17 protein-coding genes and 1 pseudogene are annotated in these 23,610 nt (G+C 41.1%); 11 read left to right on the forward strand and 7 right to left on the reverse strand.

Annotation, left to right across the window (positions count from 1 at the left end):
• Positions 1-4: 4 nt before the first annotated feature.
• Positions 5-3,175, reverse strand: coding sequence for a SusC/RagA family TonB-linked outer membrane protein (locus tag AC04Q1_RS08400; protein ID WP_478363636.1), 3,171 nt, complete (start codon positions 3,173-3,175; stop codon positions 5-7).
• 199 nt (positions 3,176-3,374) lie between these two features.
• The gene (locus AC04Q1_RS08405) at positions 3,375-5,870 is read right to left on the reverse strand and encodes a M14 family metallopeptidase (RefSeq protein ID WP_478363638.1); all 2,496 of its coding nucleotides are present in this window, start codon (positions 5,868-5,870) and stop codon (positions 3,375-3,377) included.
• Between the two features lie 84 nt (positions 5,871-5,954).
• On the opposite strand from AC04Q1_RS08405, the gene AC04Q1_RS08410 reads away from it, so the two are divergent.
• Positions 5,955-7,256 carry a UDP-N-acetylmuramoyl-tripeptide--D-alanyl-D-alanine ligase gene (locus tag AC04Q1_RS08410; RefSeq protein ID WP_478363640.1) on the forward strand — a complete coding sequence of 434 codons (1,302 nt, stop codon included), beginning with the start codon at positions 5,955-5,957 and terminating at the stop codon, positions 7,254-7,256.
• A gap of 256 nt (positions 7,257-7,512) precedes the next feature.
• Here the strand turns inward: AC04Q1_RS08410 and AC04Q1_RS08415 are convergent, their stop codons facing one another.
• Genes AC04Q1_RS08415 through AC04Q1_RS08425 form a run of 3 tightly spaced genes read right to left on the reverse strand, consistent with a single transcriptional unit; the run spans position 7,513 to position 10,646 of the window.
• Positions 7,513-8,004: a gliding motility lipoprotein GldH gene (locus tag AC04Q1_RS08415; protein ID WP_478363641.1), complete on the reverse strand. Its 492-nt coding sequence runs from the start codon at positions 8,002-8,004 to the stop codon at positions 7,513-7,515.
• Positions 7,973-9,496 carry a PSP1 domain-containing protein gene (locus AC04Q1_RS08420; protein WP_478363643.1) on the reverse strand — a complete coding sequence of 508 codons (1,524 nt, stop codon included), beginning with the start codon at positions 9,494-9,496 and terminating at the stop codon, positions 7,973-7,975. The genes AC04Q1_RS08415 and AC04Q1_RS08420 overlap by 32 nt, the downstream gene beginning before the upstream one ends.
• A 1-nt stretch (position 9,497) precedes the next feature.
• Entirely contained in the window at positions 9,498-10,646 is a 1,149-nt protein-coding gene (locus AC04Q1_RS08425; RefSeq protein ID WP_478363644.1) for a DNA polymerase III subunit, read from the reverse strand.
• A 312-nt stretch (positions 10,647-10,958) separates the two neighbouring features.
• Here AC04Q1_RS08425 and ruvX point away from each other — a divergent pair, with 312 nt between their 5' ends.
• From ruvX to AC04Q1_RS08460, 7 genes are all read left to right on the forward strand, one after another.
• On the forward strand, positions 10,959-11,375 hold the full coding sequence (gene ruvX / locus AC04Q1_RS08430) for a Holliday junction resolvase RuvX (RefSeq protein WP_478363645.1): 417 nt from the start codon (positions 10,959-10,961) through the stop codon (positions 11,373-11,375).
• Between the two features lie 7 nt (positions 11,376-11,382).
• Complete coding sequence (locus AC04Q1_RS08435) at positions 11,383-12,018, forward strand: O-methyltransferase (RefSeq protein WP_478363647.1); 636 nt, start codon at positions 11,383-11,385, stop codon at positions 12,016-12,018.
• 101 nt (positions 12,019-12,119) lie between these two features.
• The gene (locus tag AC04Q1_RS08440) at positions 12,120-12,794 is read left to right on the forward strand and encodes a glucosaminidase domain and LysM peptidoglycan-binding domain-containing protein (RefSeq protein WP_478363649.1); all 675 of its coding nucleotides are present in this window, start codon (positions 12,120-12,122) and stop codon (positions 12,792-12,794) included.
• Between the two features lie 94 nt (positions 12,795-12,888).
• On the forward strand, positions 12,889-13,731 hold the full coding sequence (locus AC04Q1_RS08445; protein ID WP_478363650.1) for a glucosaminidase domain-containing protein: 843 nt from the start codon (positions 12,889-12,891) through the stop codon (positions 13,729-13,731).
• A gap of 48 nt (positions 13,732-13,779) precedes the next feature.
• Positions 13,780-14,532, forward strand: coding sequence for a hypothetical protein (locus AC04Q1_RS08450; RefSeq protein ID WP_478363652.1), 753 nt, complete (start codon positions 13,780-13,782; stop codon positions 14,530-14,532).
• Entirely contained in the window at positions 14,529-14,852 is a 324-nt protein-coding gene (locus AC04Q1_RS08455; protein ID WP_478363653.1) for a hypothetical protein, read from the forward strand. Before AC04Q1_RS08450 ends, AC04Q1_RS08455 begins: the two co-directional genes overlap by 4 nt.
• A gap of 94 nt (positions 14,853-14,946) precedes the next feature.
• Entirely contained in the window at positions 14,947-15,951 is a 1,005-nt protein-coding gene (locus tag AC04Q1_RS08460) for a DUF3078 domain-containing protein (RefSeq protein ID WP_316845268.1), read from the forward strand.
• A 9-nt stretch (positions 15,952-15,960) separates the two neighbouring features.
• Here AC04Q1_RS08460 and AC04Q1_RS08465 read toward each other — a convergent pair whose 3' ends face one another.
• Positions 15,961-16,692 (reverse strand): ferredoxin reductase domain-containing protein, encoded by a 732-nt coding sequence (locus tag AC04Q1_RS08465; protein ID WP_478363654.1) that lies wholly within the window; start codon positions 16,690-16,692, stop codon positions 15,961-15,963.
• A gap of 96 nt (positions 16,693-16,788) precedes the next feature.
• On the opposite strand from AC04Q1_RS08465, the gene AC04Q1_RS08470 reads away from it, so the two are divergent.
• Complete coding sequence (locus tag AC04Q1_RS08470) at positions 16,789-17,775, forward strand: helix-turn-helix domain-containing protein (RefSeq protein ID WP_478363656.1); 987 nt, start codon at positions 16,789-16,791, stop codon at positions 17,773-17,775.
• Between the two features lie 59 nt (positions 17,776-17,834).
• Here the strand turns inward: AC04Q1_RS08470 and AC04Q1_RS08475 are convergent.
• Positions 17,835-20,258 (reverse strand): annotated as a pseudogene (locus AC04Q1_RS08475) (DUF5916 domain-containing protein).
• A gap of 193 nt (positions 20,259-20,451) precedes the next feature.
• Between AC04Q1_RS08475 and ffh the strand changes: the two are divergent.
• The gene (gene ffh, locus AC04Q1_RS08480; RefSeq protein WP_478363658.1) at positions 20,452-21,789 is read left to right on the forward strand and encodes a signal recognition particle protein; all 1,338 of its coding nucleotides are present in this window, start codon (positions 20,452-20,454) and stop codon (positions 21,787-21,789) included.
• 220 nt (positions 21,790-22,009) lie between these two features.
• Positions 22,010-23,548: a YifB family Mg chelatase-like AAA ATPase gene (locus AC04Q1_RS08485; RefSeq protein WP_478363660.1), complete on the forward strand. Its 1,539-nt coding sequence runs from the start codon at positions 22,010-22,012 to the stop codon at positions 23,546-23,548.
• Positions 23,549-23,610 lie beyond the last annotated feature (62 nt).

Raw genomic sequence — 23,610 nt, forward strand, 5'->3', positions numbered from 1 at the left:
TAGATTAAAATGAAACTTTTAACGATGCACCAAAAAACCTAACTGGAGGTGCGGTTCTAAACTCACCAAATTCACTACCCAAATCATTTCCAAAGTTAGAAACCTCTGGATCAATCGTTTTGTTCGTTTTTGCCAGCCATGTAATTAAATTTCTTCCAAAAACAGATACACTTGCTCTTTGCGCACCTACTTTACCAACAATCGATTTCGGTAAGTTATAACTTAAAGTGGCTTCTCTTAGCTTTAAGAAAGATCGATCTAAAATACGGTTAGCGTATGCATCGGCCTTATTTGACGTGGTATAATAAAAATCATCTGTATTGGCTTCCGTTATTGGGGTTGTATTTTCTACATATGTACCATCTGCTAATTTCCGAACTGAATTAGGAACAATAAAAGGGCGACGGTCATTATAAGTAGTTTTCGCATCAGCACCTACGAAGTTTAATAAATCGGCAGTTCCTGAATAGAATACACCACCTTTATGCCAGTCTAGGGTAAATGAGAGTGAAAAATCTTTATAACGGAACTGGTTGCTTAATCCCATCACAAAATCTGGGACTGTAGAGCCAAAACTTACATTTTCTGAGGAGTATACCGGATAGCCATTTGCATCTACAATTACCTGTCCGCTTGGGCTATAAGTACGCGTAGGTGCTTCGATAATACCTAAAGGTTGACCAACACGGGCCACAAACTGGGCATCATAAGCCGAATTTAACACCACCTTATCCAATCCAATCGGCAATTCGGTTACTTTACTGCTTTCTTTTGTAAAGGTGTAGTTTAAGTTCCAGTCGATATCTGTTGTTTTAATTGGTTTGATATTTACAGCTATTTCTACGCCTTTGTTACGTACCGAACCAAAGTTGACAATGTAAGAAGAATACCCTGTCGCCGGATCAATAGGCAATGGGATGATCTGATCTTTCCTTAATTTGTTATAATAAGTTGCATCAATACCGATACGGTCTTGTAAGAACCTAATCTCTGCACCTAACTCAACCTCTTTCACACGCTCGGGCTTGAAGTTATTGCTGTTTAACTGGTTAGAAATCGAATAGCCCGGAACACCAAAAATAGGGAAGGTTAAGGTTCCAAAACCTAATGGAACAGATGTTCTTGTAGCGCTATTGAACACCCGGTAAGGATCGGTATCACTACCCGTTTCACCGTAACTTGCTCTTAATTTTAAAAAGCTGATCGGTGTTTTAGACAAATCGATGGCCTGAGAAGCAATAAAGGCTAAACTCGAAGCAGGGTAAAAATAGTTGTTATTATCCTGCGGAAGCGTTGACGACCAGTCGTTCCTTCCGGTTACGGTTAAATATAAATATTTGTTGTATCCAAGTGTTGCGGAAGCATAAGCACCAAATAAACGGCGGTGAGATTCTGCATTGGTTGATGTTGGTTTATTTGCAGAGTTGTTGATCTGGTAAAAACCTGGTATTGCTAAATTTTCGATCCCCGTGCTTAATACCCTCGATCCACGATCGTTATAGTTCACCCCAATTAAACCGTCTAAATCGAAATGGCTATTTAATTCCTTATTAAAAAGGGCATTCAATTTAGTATCGTACTCGAATGTTTTTACAGATCCCTCGATAACGTCACCAACATCGGCAGCTCTTTTAGAGCCTTCAATGTTTCCGCCATCATTGTAACTGCCTGGGCTTGGTGCGTTTTTATTGTGCCAGATTTTGCTAATAGCGTTATCTACGTCAGCACCTTGCTGGAATTGAAAACTTAACCAATCCGTAGCTTTATAGTTTAAGTTAATATTTCCATAAACACGGTCACTTTTATATCTACTGCCATTTTCGTAAAGGGCATAATAAGGATTTTCCGCATAAGGGGTAAAATAGTTATCTACGTTAAAGAACTTATTTTTATAATCCTGAAGATCTTTAATCGGAATATCGCCTGGGATCTGTAGGATTTCCTCATAGAATGAAGAACCAATACCCGAGTTACCACCACCTTGATTGATAAATTTAGTGGTTTTACCAACATAGTTTAAAGAGGCATCAGCAGAAAAATTTCCATATTTGGTTGACCCCTTTAAGGTAAAATTGTTTCGTTTATAAGAATCGTTATCAGATGGAAGATAACCATTACTATAAATATTGCCATAAGAAAAATAAGCAGTGCTGTTCTCATTTCCTCCACTTAAAGCAATGTTATTGTTTAACTCAACACCAGTTGTTAGGGCATCCCTTACATTGTTTTTAATAAATGAGTACGGTTTTAACAATTGAGAATTATCAACTATAGCTCCCCATGACCTCAACTGTCCGTCATATTTAGGCCCCCAGTTACCGTTCTCGGAAGGGATATAAGTACCATCCCAGCCCTGGCCAAACTGATCCTGAGGTTTATAAATTGAGGCAACATTTGTTAAGGTAGTTGAGGTAGAAAGGTCTACCTTCAATTTACCAGCAGCACCTTTTTTAGTGGTTACAATTAAAACACCATTCGATCCGCGTGAGCCATATAATGCTGTTGCTGCAGATCCCTTCAAAATACTGATGCTTTCGATATTGTTTGGATCGATATCGTTCGCATTGTTACCAAAATCATAATTATCGCTCGAACCTGCAGTTGAGTTATCTAAAGGCACACCGTCCACAACGTACAAAGGCTGGTTACTACCCGTAATAGATGAATAACCCCTTAAGATAACTTTAGTTGATCCACCTGGTGCACCAGAAGTGTTAGAAATGTTTACCCCTGCTACCTTACCCTGCAAACCTCCAAATAAACTGGCCGGCGCAGAAGCATTAACCTCTGCTGATTTTAAGGTACTTTGAGAATAACCCAAAGTTTTTGTAGCCTTGTTAACACCCAATGCTGTTACTACGACCTCGCCCAGGGCTTTAGAATCGGTACTTAGCACAACATTGATTACACTCGAACTTCCGAGTGTCCGGGTTTGAGTTGCAAACCCAATAGAGGAGAACTCTATTGTTTTAGCATCCGATGAAACTTTAATGGAGAATTTTCCATTCGAATCAGTAGAGGTACCACCTGCGGCCCCCTGAATTTTTACGCTCACTCCAGGAATTGGTAGCTTGTCTTCTAAAGACGTAACCGTTCCTGTGATTGTTCGATCCTGTGCCATCGCGCTTATCGCAAAAAACATGAGGATGAACAAACTCTGTAGAAGTCTTTTCATGGTAGAAATAAATTAGTTAATGTATTTAAAATAATGCACTAAATTAGAGTTACTTAGTATCTCCAGCAAATTTATTTTACCATTTGTTAACTTATAATGTCTTATAGAGCACCTGGCACGCATTTATCCATGTAACATTTTCGCTAACAAAATAGTCACAACTAAAAAACTAGGTATAAAGCTGCTTTATCTCTTCTGCTTAATAGCTACAAAACACAATATTGCCAAAAAGTGTTTTACCGCTTTCCCAAAAATTCCTGAATAAGGGATCGTTCGCTAAATACACCACCTGCCCACGGCCGAAGTCCTGTACACCAATTAATAGTCCGGTTTTAAGCTCTTCCCGGGCTTTTTTGCCCACTACACCGGCCATTAGACTTTTGTCGTTAATTAAACCTACATTCCATCCTTTAGCAAAAGGCTCGTAAATTTTACGGTCTGTTTTTAAGCTGTAATACGTTTTGCCCAAACCATAAGAAAAGGGGTGAGTGGCATCAAGGTTGATCTTATAAATCGCTCCTGGTATCGTGGTTTCGAAATCATCGCGGTCTTTATCCTTAAACAGTTGTTTATTTGCTTCAGGTTTTTCGTCTTTTTTTACAAGTGCCTCTTTCTTTTTAATATCGAATCCTTTTTTCTCCAATACACTTTCAATGGCATCTTCCATTAAAATCAGCTTGCCACCCTTGTTTAGCCAGGCGGTTAAACCATCACCTATAAAAGGACTATAACTTCCGTCGGGCAGGATCAGGGTATTGATCTTGTTGATATCCAAACTATTAATATCCTTCGTATTGATGATACTTGGCGAAAGGTTTAAATCGTGTTCCAGGTAAAACCAGGCCTCGCCAAATGCCAGAGATGAAACTTCCATGCCTGATACAATCGCAATTTTCGGCTGTTTTAACAGTGGATATACATTAGAGCCGAAATCTTTACCTTTCTCTACAAAACCGCTGCTTACCGCCTGAATGGGTTTATCGAGCATTTTGGCAATCAGCGCAACTTTATCTTTCATCCCTTTTATTGAGCGCTCATTTTCAGCCCGCAAAACAATCAGGGTGCCGGCAGGGTAGTCTTTACCGTTTACCGCAAATGGCTGATCGGCCTGACGGACTTTTATATTTTCCTTTTGCAACGCAATTAAAAGGCGGGCATCCTCATTGGTCCCCCAGTTAAATAACCAGGCCAACGGTTTATCAACATCCGTATTCGCAACTTTAGGCTCTTCCAACGAAGAAAACTTCCCTTTAATGCTTTCTTTGCTCGCATAAGCTTTTAAACCATACACATAAGGCAAGGCCCATGCAGTAATATCGTAAGTGTTAGAATCGGTTACGAAGGTTTGGGGTTCCAACAGCACATTGGCCAGAACGGCCCTAGATTGCTGAACATTCACGATCAGATCGTTACGGCCAATGGTAAAATTCTCTTCCTTTTGTGTATCGTAATCGTAAGCCCTTCCGTTTTTATCCCCGCCAAAAGCAAATTCTATTTTGTTTTTAGTGAGCAGTTCAGCCAATTTTTTCAACCGCGATAAATTGCTCGGTTTGATGATATAACTTTTATAAATGCCCGGAGCAGTAGTTAATTCCTGCTGAAAATACTTTTTATACTCTTCTAACAGTTTATTGTGGTTTAAGGAGCTTACTTCAAGCGTCGACATTCCTGTGGTAAAGTGGTGTGCAATGCGGTCTTTAAGCGTTAAGGTATCACCGTCGTTGGTTACCACTGATAATCCGGCCCTGATGCCACCCTGTTCATAAGTCATCCCGATGGAGCCATTATACAGCGGATAGGTATCGCCATAGGATGGATAAAGCAGGTCGAAACGTTCTTTGGTGAAATACTGCCACCCTTCTGCATCAAAATATTTGGCGTTGTTTTTCCCTACTACCACCTGGAAACTTTTTTGCCATGGGGTAATGTCCTGATGAACAGGCTCTGCCGCCGGGGCAAAATAGTACGGTTCGTTATAACCTTGTTCATGAAAATCGACATGCACCTGTGGCATCCATTGGTTATATAAGGCCAACCTTTGCTGGCTTTCAATCTGCGTTTGCCAGGCCCAGTCGCGGTTTAAATCAAAATAATAATGGTTTGGTCTTCCACCTGGCCAAGGCTCGATATGTTCTCTTGAAGCGGGGTCGGAGTTGGGTGTTTTACCCACCACACTGTTAAAATAATTGACATAGCGATCCCTTCCATCGGGGTTTAAACAAGGATCAATTACCACAACAGTATTTTTTAACCACTCAGTTGCTGGTTTATTTGTTCCGGAAGCAAGCGTGTACAACATTTTGATGGCGGTTTCAGTAGAATTGGCCTCATTGCCATGCACATTATAACTTAACCAAAGGATAACCGGCTGACTGGCTAAATCGGCACCGCTGTTTGTACCGGATGTTAAGGCCAGGTTGTTATTTCTGATCTGCTCGAGCCTCGATATATTTTCTACTGAAGAAACAACGGCCACCATAAGCGGTCGGCCCTCGTTTGTTTTGCCATACTCGATCAGTTTGATGTTCTGAGGAGATGCCGCAGCAGTATGCCTGAAATAATCGGCAACTTTATGGTGGGGCGTAAAGTGCGAACCCAGTTCATAACCCAAAAAATCATCCGGTGATTTTAGCTGGGCTTGTACAAAAAAAACGGAACCAAGGGAGATTAGGCAGAACGTTAACAGTCTCTTCATAGGAAAATAATTTTACCTAATGTACTAATTTTGTTTTTTGTTGTTGCTAAAGCTTAATTTTACATCATATTTTTTACGATAAGCATGATCACAACAGAAAAATTATACGAATACTACCTGGAAAATCCTGTTATTTCTACCGATACAAGAAACATTACGCCTGGTTGTATCTTTTTTGCCCTAAAAGGAGACCTTTTTAATGCCAATGAATTTGCAGTTCAGGCCATCGAAAAAGGAGCCGCCTATGCGATCATCGATGAAAAAAAGTATGCTATAAATGATCGTTGTGTATTGGTAGCAGATGTTTTAAGCACTTTGCAGGATCTGGCACGCCATCACCGCAAACAGTTAAACATCCCCGTGATCGGTTTAACCGGTAGTAACGGAAAAACAACGAGTAAAGAACTGGTCAATGCCGTTTTAGCAGAGCGGTATAAAACCTTTGCCACTTTTGGCAATTTAAATAACCACATTGGCGTTCCTCTGTCTATCTTATCCATTACCGATGATGTGCAGATCGCGGTAATCGAAATGGGGGCAAACCACCAGAAAGAAATAGCACTGCTCTGTACCATTGCCCAGCCCACACATGGCATTATTACAAATGTGGGTATGGCACACCTGGATGGATTTGGTGGCTTTGAAGGCGTAAAAAAAGGCAAGGCAGAATTATATGCCTACCTGAAGGAAACAAACGGTTACACCTTCATCAACAGAGACAGTCCTTACTTACTCGAAATGAGTGCTGTTGCGGGCCTGAATAAACTGATTTATTACGGAACTGAAAATGGCAATACCATTAAGGGTGCCTTAAAAAGCAGCGACCCTTTTATTGAGGTAGACTGGACCAACCATGATGTTTCTTCATCAGTAAAAACGAATTTAACGGGGAGTTACAATTTCGAAAATATCCTTGCGGCCATCTGCATCGGTGATTTTTTCGACATGAGCCCTGAGGAAATTAATACGGGTTTATCGAACTACCAGCCTAAAAACAACCGTTCGCAACTCACCAAAACAGAAAAAAACACCGTAATCTGCGATTTCTATAATGCCAACCCCAGTAGCATGACCGCTGCACTAAAAAATATTGCAGTATTATCGGCCGATAAAAAGACCGCCATTTTGGGCGATATGTTCGAACTGGGGCCCGAATCGCCCGGACAGCATGAGCTGATTGCCAAACAGGCCAGCGAAAGTAGCCTGGATCAGATTATCTTTATCGGAAAAGATTTCTACGCGTTTAAAGATGAGGTAGAAGGCACCTTTTTCGAAACACCGGCCGAGGCGGCAGGTTATCTGCAAGCAAACCCCGTTCTAAACCATTTGGTATTGCTAAAGGGATCACGTGGAATGAAACTGGAAAGCCTGCTGCAATATTTATAGTTTAAATTTCCTAGCCAAATACATAAACTTTATACAGTGCAACCTTAATTAACCACAGATACACACAAATACATACGGATTTTATCTGTGTGCATCTGTGGTTTAAGCATTGGAATTGATGTCATTCTCTTAAAATGTACAGTCAATTTACGCAACGGCCACTAAGCCAAACTAGCTCACCGCCCTTGGGTAAAGGAATCTCTCTGGAAAATCGAATACAGATTGATAGACTAAGAATTAATTACAAAACAGGCGTTTATTTATCCACATCAACCAAAACACCGGCATCACTCACTTCCAAAAGCGGATTTTCACGCATATTCTGTTCAATTTCGATAGCAAATTTGCCATTTCTCGGAAAATGATAATTGGTAAGCATGGGTAAGGTATAGGTAAATAAATTCCCCGAACCGCTGCCCAGCCATTCGCCATCATTCTTGGCCAGTTTGTATTGATAACGTTTGGTGACCATATTTTTCCCATCCCTAAAATGGGCAAGAATAAAAATATTGGCGTATTTATAATCCGCAGTATGCCGCAGTTTAAAGTAAATGTTATATGCTTTGGCGTTATCCTTAATTTCAAACGAGGTAAGAATATGCCTGCGGTAACTCCACCTTCGGTCGGTAATTTCTACATTGCTATCCACCACACTCTCGGTACAGCCAACAAATAGTGAAGTCACCAATAGAAAACCAAGCAAAAATAATTGCTTTTTACTCTGCAGCAGGTTTATTTTCTGGGCCATTGTTGTTATTTCGGCGGTTATTGTTTTTCCTACGGTTATTTCTATTCTTGTTTTTGCTTTGCTCTGGTTTAACACCGTCTGCTGAAACCTCTCCTTCGGCTTTTGCTACGGGTTTTGGCCCTTGCTGCTGTGGTTTCTGCTTATTATTTTGTGGTTTTGGTCCGTTAACATGCTGTGGTTTCGGTACCGTCTGTTGTTGAGGCCTTGGCCCGTTCGGTTGTGCTTTCCCGGCTTGCTGAGGTTTCTGACCACCTTGCTGAGGATGTTGAGACCTGTTATTAGGTCCTGCATTCTTTTCGCCTGCCGGTACCCGGTCTCTTCTATTTTGATTATTGTTGTTGCGGTTATTCTTCTGATTGTTGTTTTTGTTCTGGTTGTTTCTACCCCGCGAACGTTCATCCAAACGGGTTAAGCTGTCCTGACCAACTACATTTTCATAATCGAAAGATTTCTCTACCACAACCGGCGCAGCAATTTGAACAGCTTCCTCTTTTAGGTTAGGAGCCTTTTTGCCGGCTTTGTTCATCGCCATGATCTCTTTTACGCGGGCAGCTTTAACCGGAATCCAGTTTTCATCACCCTGGTAGCTGAACCACATGATTTTTTTGAAGATATCGGTTTTTTGGTGACGGGCATAACCTGCTTCGGTATCTAAGTTTTCGATTCTGTCCGGAATATCCTTTAAAGCATCCAGATAAGTATCCAGTTCATAGTTTAAGCAGCATTTTAATTTACCGCACTGTCCGGCAAGCTTCAAGGTATTTAACGATAGGTTTTGATAGCGCGCCGCAGCTGTAGAAACCGTTTTAAAGTTGGTTAACCAGGTAGAACAGCATAATTCGCGACCACACGAACCGATACCACCCAAACGGCCGGCTTCCTGGCGCATTCCGATCTGGCGCATTTCAATCCTGATGCGGAAACTTTCGGCCATCTTTTTAATCAGCTCGCGAAAATCCACACGTCCGTCAGCTGTATAAAAAAAAGTGGCTTTGGTTTTATCTGCCTGGTAATCCACATCACTGATTTTCATCTGTAAACGGAGATCCAATGCCAGTTTACGGGCTTTGTGCATGGTTTCCCATTCCATTCCTTTGGCGGCATTCCATTTCTCCACATCAGCCTCTGTAGCCTTACGGTAGATTTTTTTAGTTACCTGGTCCATCGCGGTTTTGCGGCGTTTCATCTGGATGCGTACCAGTTCGCCGGTAAGCGAAACATGCCCCACATCAAAACCTCCGGTTGGTCCTTCAACAGCAACAAGTTCTCCGATTTCGAGATAAATATTGTCGTTGTTCAGGAAAAACTCCTTACGTGAACCTTTAAATTTGATTTCTGTAACCTGAAAAGGTTTATAATTAGATGGCATATCCAAATTAGATAGCCAATCGTGAACTTCCATTGTTTGGCAACCACCGGTGCCACATGAGCCATTACTTTTGCATCCATTAGGGGTGCAACCACCACCTGTTGAACAACTTCCACATCCCATATTAATTGTATATATATTGAGTCCCCGCAGGGAGCGTTTTAAACTTGATAATTTTTACCAATTGTAAAGATACATCTAAAAACAGAATTTTCGGGTTCGCGTTTCTTTCAATGTGGTAATGTGCCTTTTCCAGTTCGCCAATTATGGCCTCTGCCATAGGCAAGGTAAGTACGTGTGTACTTAGTTTTTTTGCGGTTTCGAAGGTCAATGGCGGCAATTTTACCAGTTCTTCGGCACCACTTAAAATCAAACAGCACTCGCGTAAATAATTTACGCCATATTTTAAAAAATTCTTTTGGTTCTCTCTTCCCCACTTCGCTGCCTCATCGGTAAAGTCGATTAAATCGGGAACTTTATTACCAAAACCCATTCTCAACCAGGCCGTAAAGGTGCCCGAACTGTCGCTTTGCGTATCGGCGGCCAAAGCTTTGGCTTCAATTAAGTTTCCATCGGCCAGAAAAGAATAATCGATGGCCTGATGTTCGTTTAATCCACTGCTATTTAACAGGTATCCGGTTACTTCTTCTGAAGATAGTTTCGGAATCTTCACAATCTGCGTCCGCGATAAAATGGTGGTTAAAATCTGGTCCTGACTTTGTGCAATTAAAATAAAGAGTGTATTTGCTGGCGGTTCTTCAATCAGTTTCAGCAACGCATTACCCGCTTTATCCAGATATTCGGGCAACCACATAATCAAAACCTTGGTTTCGGCCTCAAAGGCTTTATAACTTAGTTTTTTAATGATATCGTGGCATTCGGCAATGTTAATATTGGCCTGTTTATTGGCTGCATCGAGTTTCGACCGCCAGATATCGATGTCGAAATAAGGATCCTGCATCACCATGTTACGCCATTCTTCGAGCACATCTACCGCAATTTTTACACTAGCTGAGGCAAAAAAAGGATAGGAGAAATGGAGATCGGGGTGAATCAAACGTTCATATTTTCTACAGCTTGAACATTCGCCACAGCTATCATTTTCGCCTTTATTAAGGCAATTGATGTATTGTGCGTAAGCAATGGCCAAAGGCAGCGCACCAGAACCGGCAGGCGACAAAAACAGCTGCGCATGGCTAATGCGGTTTTCCTTAACCGTTTGCACCAATTGTTGCTTCACTCTTTCCTGTCCGATGATTTCTTTAAACTGCATTTGGTGCAAAATAGCAAATAGATATGAGATTCACAGCCTTGTCATTCTGAACTTGTTTCAGAATCTGTATTTTTTAGATTAAAACGACATTTTATTTTTTAGAAAAGCAGGTTCCAGCGATCCTTTTGTTCAGTCCGCCCCTCTTTCCGCTATATCCCAAATTGAACTAATCTGGGGATGCCGCTGCAATAGGGTTAGATTCACCCTGAAGAAGCTTTTTAGCCTAAAACGCATTTCCCAAAAAACCTTACCTTTGGCTTTTATTTTTTAAAAGGGCGCCAAACGCTTTACGCCCAACGCTTAACTATTTTTATGGCACGGATCCTCGCATTTGATTATGGCACAAAACGCATCGGCATTGCGGTAACCGATCCTTTGCAGATTATTGCAACAGGACTGGATACGGTGCATCCGAAAGATGTAATCGAATACGTTAAGAAATATATGCTTACCGAGCCGGTAGAGGCTTTTGTGTTGGGCGATCCTAAACAAATGGACGGATCTCCGTCTGATTCGGCCCAACATGTAAAAGGCTTTGCAACGCTGTTAAAAAAGTCGTTCCCCGATATCCCGAGACATTGGGTTGATGAGCGTTTTACCTCTAAACTGGCCCATCAGGCGATTATGCAAAGTGGCCTAAAAAAAATGGACAGAAGGGATAAAGACCGGGTGGATACCATCTCCGCAACAATCATTCTACAATATTTTATGGAAAGTAACCGTTTATAACCAACAAATGAGCCTGATAAACGACGATTTACAAGATTTATTAATTGCCTACTGCGAACCTGAAAGCGAGCTGCTACAGCAGATCGACCGCGAAACCAACCTTAAAGTTTTAATGCCCCGTATGCTTTCGGGCCACTATCAGGGCCGGGTTTTGAGCATGCTCAGCAAAATGGTTTCACCAAAACGAATTTTAGAAATTGGCACCTTTACCGGTTATGCTACTTTATGTTTGGCCGAAGGGCTAAGTAAAGATGGTTTGCTGTATACTCTGGATATTAATGTAGAGCTTGAGGATATGGTCCGCAGCCATTTTGAAAAGTCAGCATATAACGATCAGATTAAATACATCCTTGGCGACGCCACCACGACAATAGCCAATATAGACGAGGTTTTCGATATTGTTTTTATCGATGCGGATAAGAAAAATAACGGCACATATTACGATCTGATTTTCGATCGTGTTCGCCCGGGCGGGATCATCATTGTGGATAATGTACTATGGAGTGGAAAAGTACTTCAGGAAAAACAGGACAAAGACACCAGAAATATTATTAGTTTTAATGATAAAATCGCTGCAGATGAACGGGTTGAAAAACTGATACTGCCTGTTCGGGATGGTTTGTTTGTGATCAGGAAAATATAAAAATCGTCATTGAGAGGCACGAAACAATCTTAAAGCGCTGGGTTAATTAGCGATTGTTGCAGAATTGATTCGTGCCTCGTAATGACGAAAATATAAAAACCATGAAAAAAATCTTTACTTTTTGTCTGTTGCTTTTAACGGGAATCGTTGCAAAGGCGCAAGACACGGAAGACTATATTGCTGAACATGTAGAATATGCACAGGGTTTAATGCACGATCATAAAATTCCGGCCAGCATTATTTTAGCGGTTGCCATACACGAATCGGCAGCAGGAAACAGCAAAATTGCACAACACCTCAACAATCATTTTGGTGTAAAGGGCCCAAACAACAATGCCGAAATCCGTTCTTCATACCGTGATTATTTAAATGCGGATGAATCTTATAGCCATTTTGTCGAAATTATGGAAACTCGGGAGCCCTTTAATAACCTTTTTGCAAAATACGACCAGTATGATTATCGGGGCTGGGCTTATGGCATCCGCCGCTGTGGATATGCCAGCAGCAGAAGCTGGGCAAGTCAGGTAATTGGTCTGATTAAAAAATATGAGCTTTACCAGTACGATGAACGGCCGGAAGGTTACGAAGAACCGGTTTATGCCACCCCGGTACGCCATCGCACAAAAAGCAGAAGAACAAGCAAAACTTATACGGTCAAATCTGGCGATAACCTGGGGGCAATTGCCAAAAAGAAGGGCACTACGGTTAAAGCACTGATGCAGAAAAACGGCATGAAAAAGGCAGACCTTAAACCTGGACAGAGAATTAAGTTTTGAGTCATGAGTTCTCAATTAATCAGTTAACCCATTCAACAATTAACCCTATAAAAGTTTGCAATTTTCATTTCACAATTAACCATATAACCCAACAATGCGTTCATCCAATCCTTATATTCTATTAGCGGCAATCCTCGTTTTTTTTAGCTCCTGCGGTACGCGGAAATTTTCCAAAAACAATAAACAGATCGAAAAAGCAGCCAATAAAGCCAATAACAATTCGTACAAAAGTTACAATACCTTAAGTTATATCGACGAGTTTAAAGGCGTAGCGGTAGAAGAAATGAATGCCAATGGGATTCCGGCAAGTATTACCCTGGCGCAGGGGATTTTAGAATCGGGTAGTGGCAACAGCGACCTGGCCAAATATGCCAACAACCACTTCGGCATTAAATGCACTTCAGATTGGAAGGGGAAAAACTATTTCCGCGATGACGACCAGAAAAACGATTGTTTCAGGGTCTATAAAGATGCACGCGAATCGTTCAGGGACCACTCTGAATTTTTAAAACGCAAACGTTACAGTTTTCTTTTCCAGTTGGATAAAAACGACTACAAAAGCTGGGCACAGGGGCTAAAGACAGCGGGTTATGCTACCAATCCAAAATACCCTGATCTTTTAATCAATACTATTGAGAAATATCAGCTTTATCAATACGATCAATCTGAAAGCGAAAAACAGAAGATCGCCCGTGAGGATAGGGTTTTTACAGAAATCAATCAAAATATTCCGCAGGAAAAAGCCAAATTTACCCCTGTTGAAACCCCTCCTCCGGGAGCGAAACCCATTCTTGCCGACGGAACTTATACCGTTGTTAAAGGGGATACCTTATACAATATTGCAAAACGATTTAACTTAACGGTTGATCAACTGAAAATGCTAAACGAAATGAGCACTGATGCCATTAAATTAGGTCAGATTCTTAAGGTTAAATAATGTTAAGGACAAACATTGCCTGCCATATATTTGTAGTTTTGTAGTCTGATGAAATTTTTTTTCACCCTAATTTTTATTTTCAGCTGTTCTACGCTGCTCTTTGCACAAACAAAACCTGTGCAGGGAATCGTTATTGACAAAGAAACCAAACAGCGGTTGGCCAAGGTTTATATTTACAATCTACGTACAGGTGATGGTTTATACAACAATACCAAGGGAGAATTCAGCACTTTTGCCATTCCTGGTGATACTTTGGTTGCAGCGTTATCGGGCTATGGAGTAGATACCATGGTATATAAAGGGCAAACTGCAGCCTATTTTCAACTAAACTCGCTGGGGATTAGATTGAGAGACGTGGTTATTCAAAGGAAAAGGTTAACGCCCCAGCAGCAATACGAAAAAAATGTTCAGGAATACCGTTACCAGACCATGAAAGGCAGCAGTAAAGATTTATTGAATTTGGGCAATGGCGGGGTTGGTTTAGGTATAGATGCCATTTATAATTTATTAAGTAAACAGGGAAGGAATGCCCGTCACCTGCAAAAGATCCTCGAAAAAGATTATCGTGAAGATCTGATCGACTACCGTTTCAATGCCAATTTGGTGCGTCAGGTTTTGGGTATAAAAGATGATGAACTGACGGATTTTATGCAACAATACCGTCCGACATATCAGTTTGTATTAGATGCAACCGACTATGCCTTTAACCTGTTTATCAGAAATGCCTATAAAAGTTACCGGTTAAACCCGAAGGCCTTACAATTGCCCGCATTGCCCAAAATAACGATTGAGAAACTGTGAAAGCGCCAATTCTCATCGTTAAAAAGCTACCGGCGGCCGGTATGGCGCTATTCCCGTTTATTCTGCTAAAATCAGCAAAACTTAAAAGCGATCTTGAGATCATTAACCACGAAAAAATCCATTTAAGGCAGCAGCTTGAATTATTCGTTTTTCCATTTTACGCCCTATACCTCCTTAACTACCTGATTAACCTTTTCAAATTCAAAAACCACGATCTAGCCTATCGTAACATCGTTTTCGAAAAGGAAGCCTATGCTTATGAAGCAGACTTGAATTACCTGAAAAAGGGTAACTGGTATGGCTGGATCAGGAAGATCTGAAACAGCTGTTTTAACCCTAAATTCAATTGTCAATCTGACAATCATTTTGTTAAATGCTTTTTATCTCTAAAATTTTTCTTTTTCTTTGTAGGTAATGAAGAACTGTTTAGCTGCCATCATCCTGATTCTAAGTTTCTGCTCTACAAAATTATATGCACAGGAAATTGATACCATTCCGATCAATACCAAAGACCTGAACATTAAATTGAAACGCAGTCCGCTGCCAAGCAGACAGGGCCCCTTAAACTTTGAGCCCGTAAAAATTAAACCTTTGGTTGTAAACGCAAAGATCAATTACTGGAAAACCAGAACCAATATTGGCATCAATGTAAACCAGGCACAGTTTAGCAATAACTGGAAGGGCGGAGGTACCAACTCGGTTGCCGTTGGCGGCTTGGTAAACTGGAAAGCGGAATACAACAAAAACAGTTATAGTTATGTGAGTGAGCTTGTTTTGCAGTACGGTAAAATAAAAAACAAAGATCAGCTACAAAAGAAAACCAACGACCGTATTTTCTGGGACAATAAAGCTTCCTTTCAATTGTCGAAAAGCTGGTTCTTCTTCGGTTCGGTAAGTTTCGAATCCCAGTTTGATAAAGGTTTCAGGTATTATAGAGATGGAAACGGGGACGAGCAGGCGGTTTTAATTTCAAAATTTATGGCGCCAGGTTATTTGACAGAATCGATCGGTTTTGAATATAAACCTGTTACCTATTTCTCCACCCGGATTGGTACCGGTACAGCCCGGCAGACCTTTGTGCTTGATACAGCAGTTTACGACAGTAAAAACGAGGTTTATGCGGTTGAAAAAGGAAAAAAATTTAAAAATGAGCTGGCCTTCCAGGTGGTGAGTGCCTTTGACAAGGATATTTTCACCAACACGAACTTAAAAGCCCGTTATGCGATGTTCATTCCATACAAGGATTTTAAGGCAAGCAAAATTGACCACAGGTTAGATATTGCTTTAACGGCAAAAATCAACAGGTTTATGAATACCAGTTTAACAGGTGTGCTTTTGTTTGATGATGATACCGGTACGAATAAAATACAGGCCAACCAAACGTTGGCCCTCGGTTTTGCCTTTACCTTCCCGAGGTAGCGGTGTAAATTATCCGCCACCAACTTTACCAATTTCCCAATAGGGCATGGTGATAATCTGCTTAAAGCTTACGCCTCTTTGTTTCAGGTATTTTTTAAACTCTTGCACCGATTTGGCCCTGCCAGTTAAATAAAACGTGGCATTTTGCCACATTTCCCAGCAGATGGGGTGCATGTTTTCCATCCAGTTAATGGCATTTTTTGCCGGAGCGTTCGCATCAGCAGGTACGGTATCGATTAATAATTTAAGCTGAGCAACAGAATTAAGGTTTTCTTCCTGTAATTCTAAAACACCAAAGTATTCCACATCCTCCGCCATCACTTTTTTTCCCAGCGATTCGTACAGGCCCAAACTGGTTTCATCACCAAAAAAGAAATGCTGATTCGCCTCTTCATTGTATTTCACCTTTGCACGATCTACAATTAGCTTCAAATGGTCGCCCTTTTGGATATTTACAGCTAAGCTGTGGCCAGGACCCTGGTTGTTTAGATAAAAGATCACTTCGCAGGTTTCGTTCGCCTCATCAAAGCCCGACAGCGTATAATGCCTGTACTCGTTGGCATTCACTCTAAACAACACCTCGTTTCCGGGTACAAATCTGGCATCGGAAAAATTTCCTTTAAAAGTAACGCACTTTAAGTTGCTGCTTAACATTTTGGTTTCGACAACTTCTACTTGATATATTTTATTGCTGATCACTTTTTCCATTGTGTTGGCCAGCCATGAAGGTAATTTAGGCATCGTATGCTTTTGTTTAGTAACTTTGAACAAAAGTAGTTGTCTAACAAACGGATCTTTTTATACCAAAAGGATTAAAGTTTATATCAAAAGGATTTTATGGCCTTAAACATTTACGATAGTAACCACGAGTACTATGTAGTTGGAAACAAGTTTGATATTGCTGAATTTAATCAGCCACTGGTAACCGAAAGGAGAGACAGATACAGTTTTCCTTTTGGTGATGCAGAGATTGTGCAGATCGCTTTTTCGGGTATTTACATTGTTTATGGCGATATGGTAGTAAAACAGAGCCGCCTGCGTATTAAAGCTTTTGATGAACCTGATGTAGTGGAGCTTCATTTTGCGCTTACAGGAGGAGGGATAATGGAAAATTACCTGACCAATAAACGCTTAGATATTAAAGCCAATCAACACAATATTATCTATAGTCCTGATTTCGACGGGATGGCCGAGTTCGACACTAATGGCCCGCATAAATTTTTTGAGGTAAATTTCGAAAGATCACGTTTTATCGATTTAACCAGCGAGAGCAGTGTCCTGTTAAAGAATTTTGCCGAGAACATCATGAATAACCGTTCGGTAGAACTATCATCAGAAAACCTGCCGATTAGTTTGGCGATGCACAGTTGTATCAGCGATATTATGAACTGCCATTTTACCGGTGGATTAAAACTGTTATTCCTACAATCTAAATGTTTGGAGCTGTTGGCCCTACAGGCACAGGCATTTGAAGAGGCGGCTAAGAAAACAGAAGGTACTGCCCTTAAACCGTATGATAAAGAGCGTATTTATTATGCCAGAGAATATCTTCTAGCCAATGCCAACCATCCTCCATGTTTAACCGAGCTGTCGAAAATTGCAGGTATAAACGAGTTTAAACTAAAACATGGCTTTAAAGAAGTGTTTAAAAATACTGTTTTTGGTTATCTAAGCGATTACAAGCTGATGCGGGCCAAAGAATTATTGGCCGATAACAGTAAAGACATCAAGAATATTTCCGACGAACTGGGTTATTCCTCTGTACAACATTTTAGCAATGCTTTTAGCAAGAAGTTTGGGATAAGCCCGGGTAAAGCACGTTGATTTGAGTTTGGAGTCCAAATTCCGCAGTCTTTAGTCGTTGAACGCTATTGCCAGCCTTTTTAAACCTTTTTCCTCTTTCTCTTCAGATCAAGATAATCTACATAATACAAAACCTTTACCGAAAGGCTGTTGTTCTGCGGGGCATTTAAAATCCCGCTCAGGTTTTTATTGTACCGTTGTGTATAATAATTATCGGAGGTTTCTGCTGCATCTTTGTAGGAAACAGAAAGGGTACTGCCGGGCGCAAATTGCCAGGTGTAAATTAAATCGATATTGAACACGTTATAGTTTCTGTCCAGTCCGCTTAGCGGCGCTCCTGCATAATCCGTTAAATTGCCGTCTGGTTTCAGCAAGAAAAATTCTTTATTCCTTCTGTCGCTCCAATAGTGCCTCAATACCACGGTTAAACCCATCAAATTGGTAAAGGTATATTTCGCATCAAAAGAGTTTTCTACGGTCCGACGGTCGTATTTAGAAAAAATAGCTTGATCTCCCAGTGCTGTTACCCAGTTTACATAATTGTAGTTCGGATTAAAATTAAGATCCAGACCAAAAGCGATTTTGTCATTTAACCTCAGGTTTTGGAAAAAGTAAAAGTTGTATTCTTTACCCTTAAAAAGCTCTTGTTCCCTGTAGCGGATGTTTCCGCCAAAATTATAAGCTTTTGCGCGGTTAGGGTTAATGTATAAAACTGCGCTATAGCTTTCTGGAGCCTTATATACCTGCCCGTTTCTCGATTCATAGAAATCGTTTTTTGCAGCCGTATAGATCCCATTGATTTCTGCCGACCAAAGGTTTTTGAATTGAACATAAGGTCCGCCTTCTATAGAAAAAGTTTGAAAACTGCCTGGCATCGCTCTGCGTGAGTATAAAACATTTAAATAGCTGAACAACTGATTTTACCAACTGCTTGGTTTATAAATGTTGTAATGGAAGTCTGCTACCTGATCTAAAAAATTGTTATTGGTAAAAAAACCCATATCGGAAGGGTCAAATTTATCATCGGCATATTGCTGCGAATAACTCCAGAGAAAATTACCGCTCTGTTTACCAAACTTAAGTCCGTAACTGTATCCGGTACTGGTTTCTTTGCCCCGTAAATAGCTCATTTTACCTGCGCCATTAACAAAGTATTTGTTCCCCTTATTGTTCAGGTTAAATAGCAAAGCCGTTACGTTGGCATCGTAGGCTGAGCCCTGTCTTAACACATTCGTGTTGATAAATGTTGCAGAGCTGTTGTTTTTTAAAGATTGATCGAAAACCAGGATATTATAGTTGGTAAGTGGTTGGGTTTCTACTTCATGGGTATTGCCCTGTGCATCTTCCACTTCGGTCTTCATGCTATTGGTAACCGCGTTAAAAATCCCGATCCCCAAACCTTTTGCCGTCCGCCCTGAGATTTTTGTCGCGTTGAGCACCTTGGCTTCCGTTTGATCTTTTATAATTTTGTCGCCATTGCCCACCCCGTTATAATCGTAATAAGAAGGGATAGAACCGATACGTTTGGAATAAAACAGATCGCCTTTATTAAACAGCTCTGTTCCTTCAGTAAAAAACTGACGGTTTTCATTAAATTTCACCTCAAAAGGGGTGAGGTTTAAGATCCGGTTATCAGATTGTACCTGACCAAAATCGGGCACCAAAGTCATATCTAAGGTAAAACTATTATTGATACCGTATTTCACATCCATGCCACCGTTAAATCGAGCGGTTGTGTTTTTTACCCCGGGTAAATTAGCCGGGTAATGGTTCACATAAGCCGAAATATATGGCGAAAAGGACAACCTTAACGGAGGTTTAATATCCTTAACCCCCATCCAAAGTCCTTCCTGATTGATAAAGCCGTTTACCTTAGGATCAACAAAGTTCCAAAAAGTCTGTGTATTGCTCCGTTGTATCCGCCGGCTAAAATTCAGGCCCCAGTTCTGAATATCCTTACCCGAAAACCGGAGGGCAGAATAAGGGATTCTCATTTCACAGGTCCAGCCCTTATCGTCCAATTTAACAGCACTTTCCCAAACGGCGTTCCAGTTGGCATCCTCATCGCCAACTTGCGAGTATTTGGCATCGAACTGCACGCCTGCAGCCGTTACAAAAAAACCATTCCCATTCATCTTATCATAAAATGGATCCACAATAATCGAAATGAAATCAGCATTACCAATATTATCCCTCGAAACCAGTTCGTGTGATACACTATCAGGATGATCGTACATGCGGGCATAAACATAAACGGCAACATCGTCATAAAGTACCTTCATTTCGGTACGGCGGTCCTTGGTTTCCACCTTTCCGGGATTTGGTCTAATCTGAAAAAAATCGGTGGCAATAGGTACGTTGTTCCAGCATTCGTCATCGAGAATACCGTCTATTTTAGGAATCTGAGCGGTTCTTTTTGCATCCAGTTGCTTTTGTTTCGAAATGTCCTGCGCAGAACAAAACGTGTAGATAAACAGGAAAACAAGAGGGATGCAGCGTTTCATTGGTTTAGGTTAATCAGGTATAAGACTGCGCCGAAAGCAAAATGTTGCACCAACGCCTAAATATAATATTCATTTACCCTAAAGTTTTGACTTTGAGTTGCTAAGATTTACAAGCAAAATTTGATACATTTGCCTTTTATTAAAAACAAGTAGCTTTTTGCCTTTCGGCACAAAGCTTTTAGCTTAAAAAAAGATGTTTGATAATTTACAGGACAAGCTAGACAGAGCATTTAAAGTATTAAAAGGACAGGGCAGCATTACGGAAATCAACGTGGCAGAAACCATGAAGGAGATACGTAAAGCATTATTAGATGCCGATGTTAACTATAAAACAGCAAAAGCATTTACCGATGATGTAAGGCAAAAAGCTTTGGGGCAAAACGTGCTTACAGCAGTTTCTCCGGGACAGTTGCTTACCAAAATCATGAACGATGAGCTTGCAGCCCTTATGGGTGGCGAAGTTACGGAATTAGATACTAAGGCAAATCCTACTATTATATTAATTGCAGGTTTAAACGGTGCGGGTAAAACTACCTTTGCTGGTAAACTCGCGCTGCACTTAAAGGGTAAGGGTAAAAAACCTTTATTGGTTGCCGGCGATATGTACCGCCCGGCCGCTGTAGATCAGCTGGAGGTTTTAGGAACCTCTGTTGGTGTTTCGGTTTATGCCAACCGCGAATCGAACGATCCTGTTGGTATTGCCTTAGAAGGTATTGCACACGGTAAACAAAATGGAAATAACGTCATCATTATCGATACGGCAGGTCGCCTGGCGATCGACGAATCTTTAATGAACGAAATATCGGAAGTTAAAGCGAAAACACAACCGCACGAGATTTTATTCGTTGTGGATTCGATGACGGGTCAGGATGCGGTAAATACTGCCAAAATATTTAACGACAGGCTGGATTTTACTGGTGTTGTTTTAACCAAGTTAGATGGTGACACCCGTGGTGGTGCTGCCCTTTCAATTAAATCGGTGGTTAACAAACCGATTAAATTTATCGGTACCGGTGAGAAAATGGAAGCACTTGATGTTTTCTATCCAGACCGTATGGCATCGCGTATTTTGGGTATGGGTGATGTGGTTTCGCTTGTTGAACGTGCGCAGATGCAGTTCGATGAGAAAGAAGCAGCAGAACTTCAGAAGAAAATCCGCAAGAATAAATTCGATTTCAACGATTTCTACAACCAGATTCAGCAGATCAAGAAAATGGGTAACATGAAAGATTTGATGGGCATGATACCGGGTGTTGGCAAAATGATGAAAAACGTGGATATCCAGGATGATGCTTTTAAATCAATCGAAGCCATTATCAACTCGATGACTCCGTTTGAGAAAGAAAACCCGGATAGTATCCAGCAAAGCCGCCGTTTGCGTATCGCAAAAGGTTCTGGAAGCAAAGTGGAAGAGGTAACCAAGCTGATTAAACAGTTTGAAGATATGCGCAAAATGATGAAACAGTTTTCGAACCCCGCAGCCGCAGCAGCAATGATGAAAGGCATGCCTAAAATGCCCTTTGGCAGATAGTTAGGTCGGTTTAGAGTAGAGGGCGTAAAGCATAAGGTCAACAACCTGAAAATATAGTCCCGATCAGAAATGATCGGGATTTTTTGTTTTATTTGTTTATCCTCTATCCAGGCCAAGGCTTTATCGCTACTAAAATTTGATCATTATCTGAACAATCTTTATATTAGACCAACATTCATCCCGAATAGTTTACATCCCTATTTATTTTAATTAAAAATTAATGCTTGTAAAAACATACGGGAGTGCTGTTTATGGTGTAAATGCACTCACCATAACAATCGAAGTGAGTATCAGTGCAGGTACCAAGTACTACATGGTCGGTTTGCCTGATAATGCAGTTAAAGAAAGCCTTAGGCGTGTAGCCAGCGCGATCAACATTTCGGGCTTTAGAATGCCCAAGCAGAAAATCGTAGTCAATTTGGCATCTGCCGACCTTAAAAAAGAAGGTTCCTCTTACGACCTGCCAATAGCGATAGGTATTTTGGCCGCATCAGGCCAAATCCCAAGTGGCGAATTGGGAAACTACTTCATCATGGGCGAACTCTCTTTAGACGGAAGCATCCAGCCCATAAAAGGGGCCTTACCCATTGCGATACAAGCACAACAAGATGACTTTAAGGGTTTCATATTGCCCAAACAAAATGTTCGCGAGGCGGGTATCGTAAGTGGGATAATTGCCTATGGTGTAGAAAATCTGGCCCAGGTAGTGGCTTTCTTTAACAAAACGGAACCGCTTGAACAGGTTGAGGTAAATATCCAGGAAGAATTCTTTAAAAACATCAATAATTATGAGCACGATTTTGCAGATGTTAAAGGACAGGAAAATATTAAACGGGCATTAGAAATAGCCGCAGCGGGCGGGCATAATGTTATCTTAATTGGTCCACCGGGAGCAGGCAAAACCATGCTTGCCAAACGGTTACCAACAATTTTACCTCCGCTAAATTTAAACGAAGCTTTAGAAACTACAAAAATCCATTCCGTTGCCGGAAAGCTTTCGGCGGCTGATGCGCTAATGACCGTACGTCCGTACCGTTCGCCCCACCATACCATTAGCGATGTTGCCTTAGTGGGCGGCGGAATAAACCCACAACCTGGGGAGATATCACTGGCTCATAACGGGGTGTTATTTTTAGACGAACTGCCTGAGTTTAAGCGCACTGTTTTGGAAGTAATGCGACAGCCTTTGGAAGACCGGAAAGTCGCTATTGCAAGAGCAAGACTTTCAGTAGAATATCCTGCCAGTTTCATGTTGGTGGCTTCGATGAATCCCTGTCCTTGCGGTTTCTACAATCACCCCGAAAAAGATTGCGTTTGCGCTCCTGGTGTTGTTCAAAAATACCTGAGTAAAATATCTGGGCCACTTTTAGATCGGATTGATCTTCATGTGGAAGTTACACCAGTTAATTTTACAGAATTGGCTTCTCAACAGGAGGCTGAAAAAAGTGATGGGATCAGGGCCCGGGTAATTAAAGCCAGAGCAATTCAGGATGTCCGTTTTGCCGACCAGGAAGATTTACACTGTAACGCGCAAATGAGCCCGAAAATGGTACGCAAAGTGTGCGAAATCAGTAGTGAAGGAACCATACTGCTAAAAACAGCTATGGAAAGGTTAGGTTTATCGGCCCGGGCATTTGACAGGATTTTAAAAGTGGCCCGAACCATTGCCGATTTAGCAGGGAGCGAGAACGTCGAGCTTGAACATCTGGCTGAATCGATCAATTTCAGGAGTTTAGACAGAGACGGTTGGGCGGGTTAAACCCTCTGAAAAAATTTGATGGTTATTTATCTGTTATCTAGATAAAAATTAATTTTGTCGGG

It is taken from the genome of Pedobacter humicola (assembly GCF_056490705.1).

What these genes read in the sequence shown, in the direction of transcription:
- AC04Q1_RS08415 (WP_478363641.1), bottom strand. Translation starts at nt 8,004, where the DNA reads ATGGCCCAGAAAATAAACCTGCTGCAGAGTAAAAAGCAATTATTTTTG.
- AC04Q1_RS08445 (WP_478363650.1), top strand. Translation starts at nt 12,889, where the DNA reads ATGCGTTCATCCAATCCTTATATTCTATTAGCGGCAATCCTCGTTTTT.
- AC04Q1_RS08440 (WP_478363649.1), top strand. Translation starts at nt 12,120, where the DNA reads ATGAAAAAAATCTTTACTTTTTGTCTGTTGCTTTTAACGGGAATCGTT.
- ffh (WP_478363658.1), top strand. Translation starts at nt 20,452, where the DNA reads ATGTTTGATAATTTACAGGACAAGCTAGACAGAGCATTTAAAGTATTA.
- AC04Q1_RS08410 (WP_478363640.1), top strand. Translation starts at nt 5,955, where the DNA reads ATGATCACAACAGAAAAATTATACGAATACTACCTGGAAAATCCTGTT.
- AC04Q1_RS08435 (WP_478363647.1), top strand. Translation starts at nt 11,383, where the DNA reads ATGAGCCTGATAAACGACGATTTACAAGATTTATTAATTGCCTACTGC.
- AC04Q1_RS08425 (WP_478363644.1), bottom strand. Translation starts at nt 10,646, where the DNA reads ATGCAGTTTAAAGAAATCATCGGACAGGAAAGAGTGAAGCAACAATTG.
- AC04Q1_RS08450 (WP_478363652.1), top strand. Translation starts at nt 13,780, where the DNA reads ATGAAATTTTTTTTCACCCTAATTTTTATTTTCAGCTGTTCTACGCTG.
- AC04Q1_RS08420 (WP_478363643.1), bottom strand. Translation starts at nt 9,496, where the DNA reads ATGGGATGTGGAAGTTGTTCAACAGGTGGTGGTTGCACCCCTAATGGA.
- AC04Q1_RS08470 (WP_478363656.1), top strand. Translation starts at nt 16,789, where the DNA reads ATGGCCTTAAACATTTACGATAGTAACCACGAGTACTATGTAGTTGGA.
- AC04Q1_RS08460 (WP_316845268.1), top strand. Translation starts at nt 14,947, where the DNA reads ATGAAGAACTGTTTAGCTGCCATCATCCTGATTCTAAGTTTCTGCTCT.
- AC04Q1_RS08465 (WP_478363654.1), bottom strand. Translation starts at nt 16,692, where the DNA reads ATGCCTAAATTACCTTCATGGCTGGCCAACACAATGGAAAAAGTGATC.
- ruvX (WP_478363645.1), top strand. Translation starts at nt 10,959, where the DNA reads ATGGCACGGATCCTCGCATTTGATTATGGCACAAAACGCATCGGCATT.
- AC04Q1_RS08400 (WP_478363636.1), bottom strand. Translation starts at nt 3,175, where the DNA reads ATGAAAAGACTTCTACAGAGTTTGTTCATCCTCATGTTTTTTGCGATA.
- AC04Q1_RS08485 (WP_478363660.1), top strand. Translation starts at nt 22,010, where the DNA reads ATGCTTGTAAAAACATACGGGAGTGCTGTTTATGGTGTAAATGCACTC.
- AC04Q1_RS08405 (WP_478363638.1), bottom strand. Translation starts at nt 5,870, where the DNA reads ATGAAGAGACTGTTAACGTTCTGCCTAATCTCCCTTGGTTCCGTTTTT.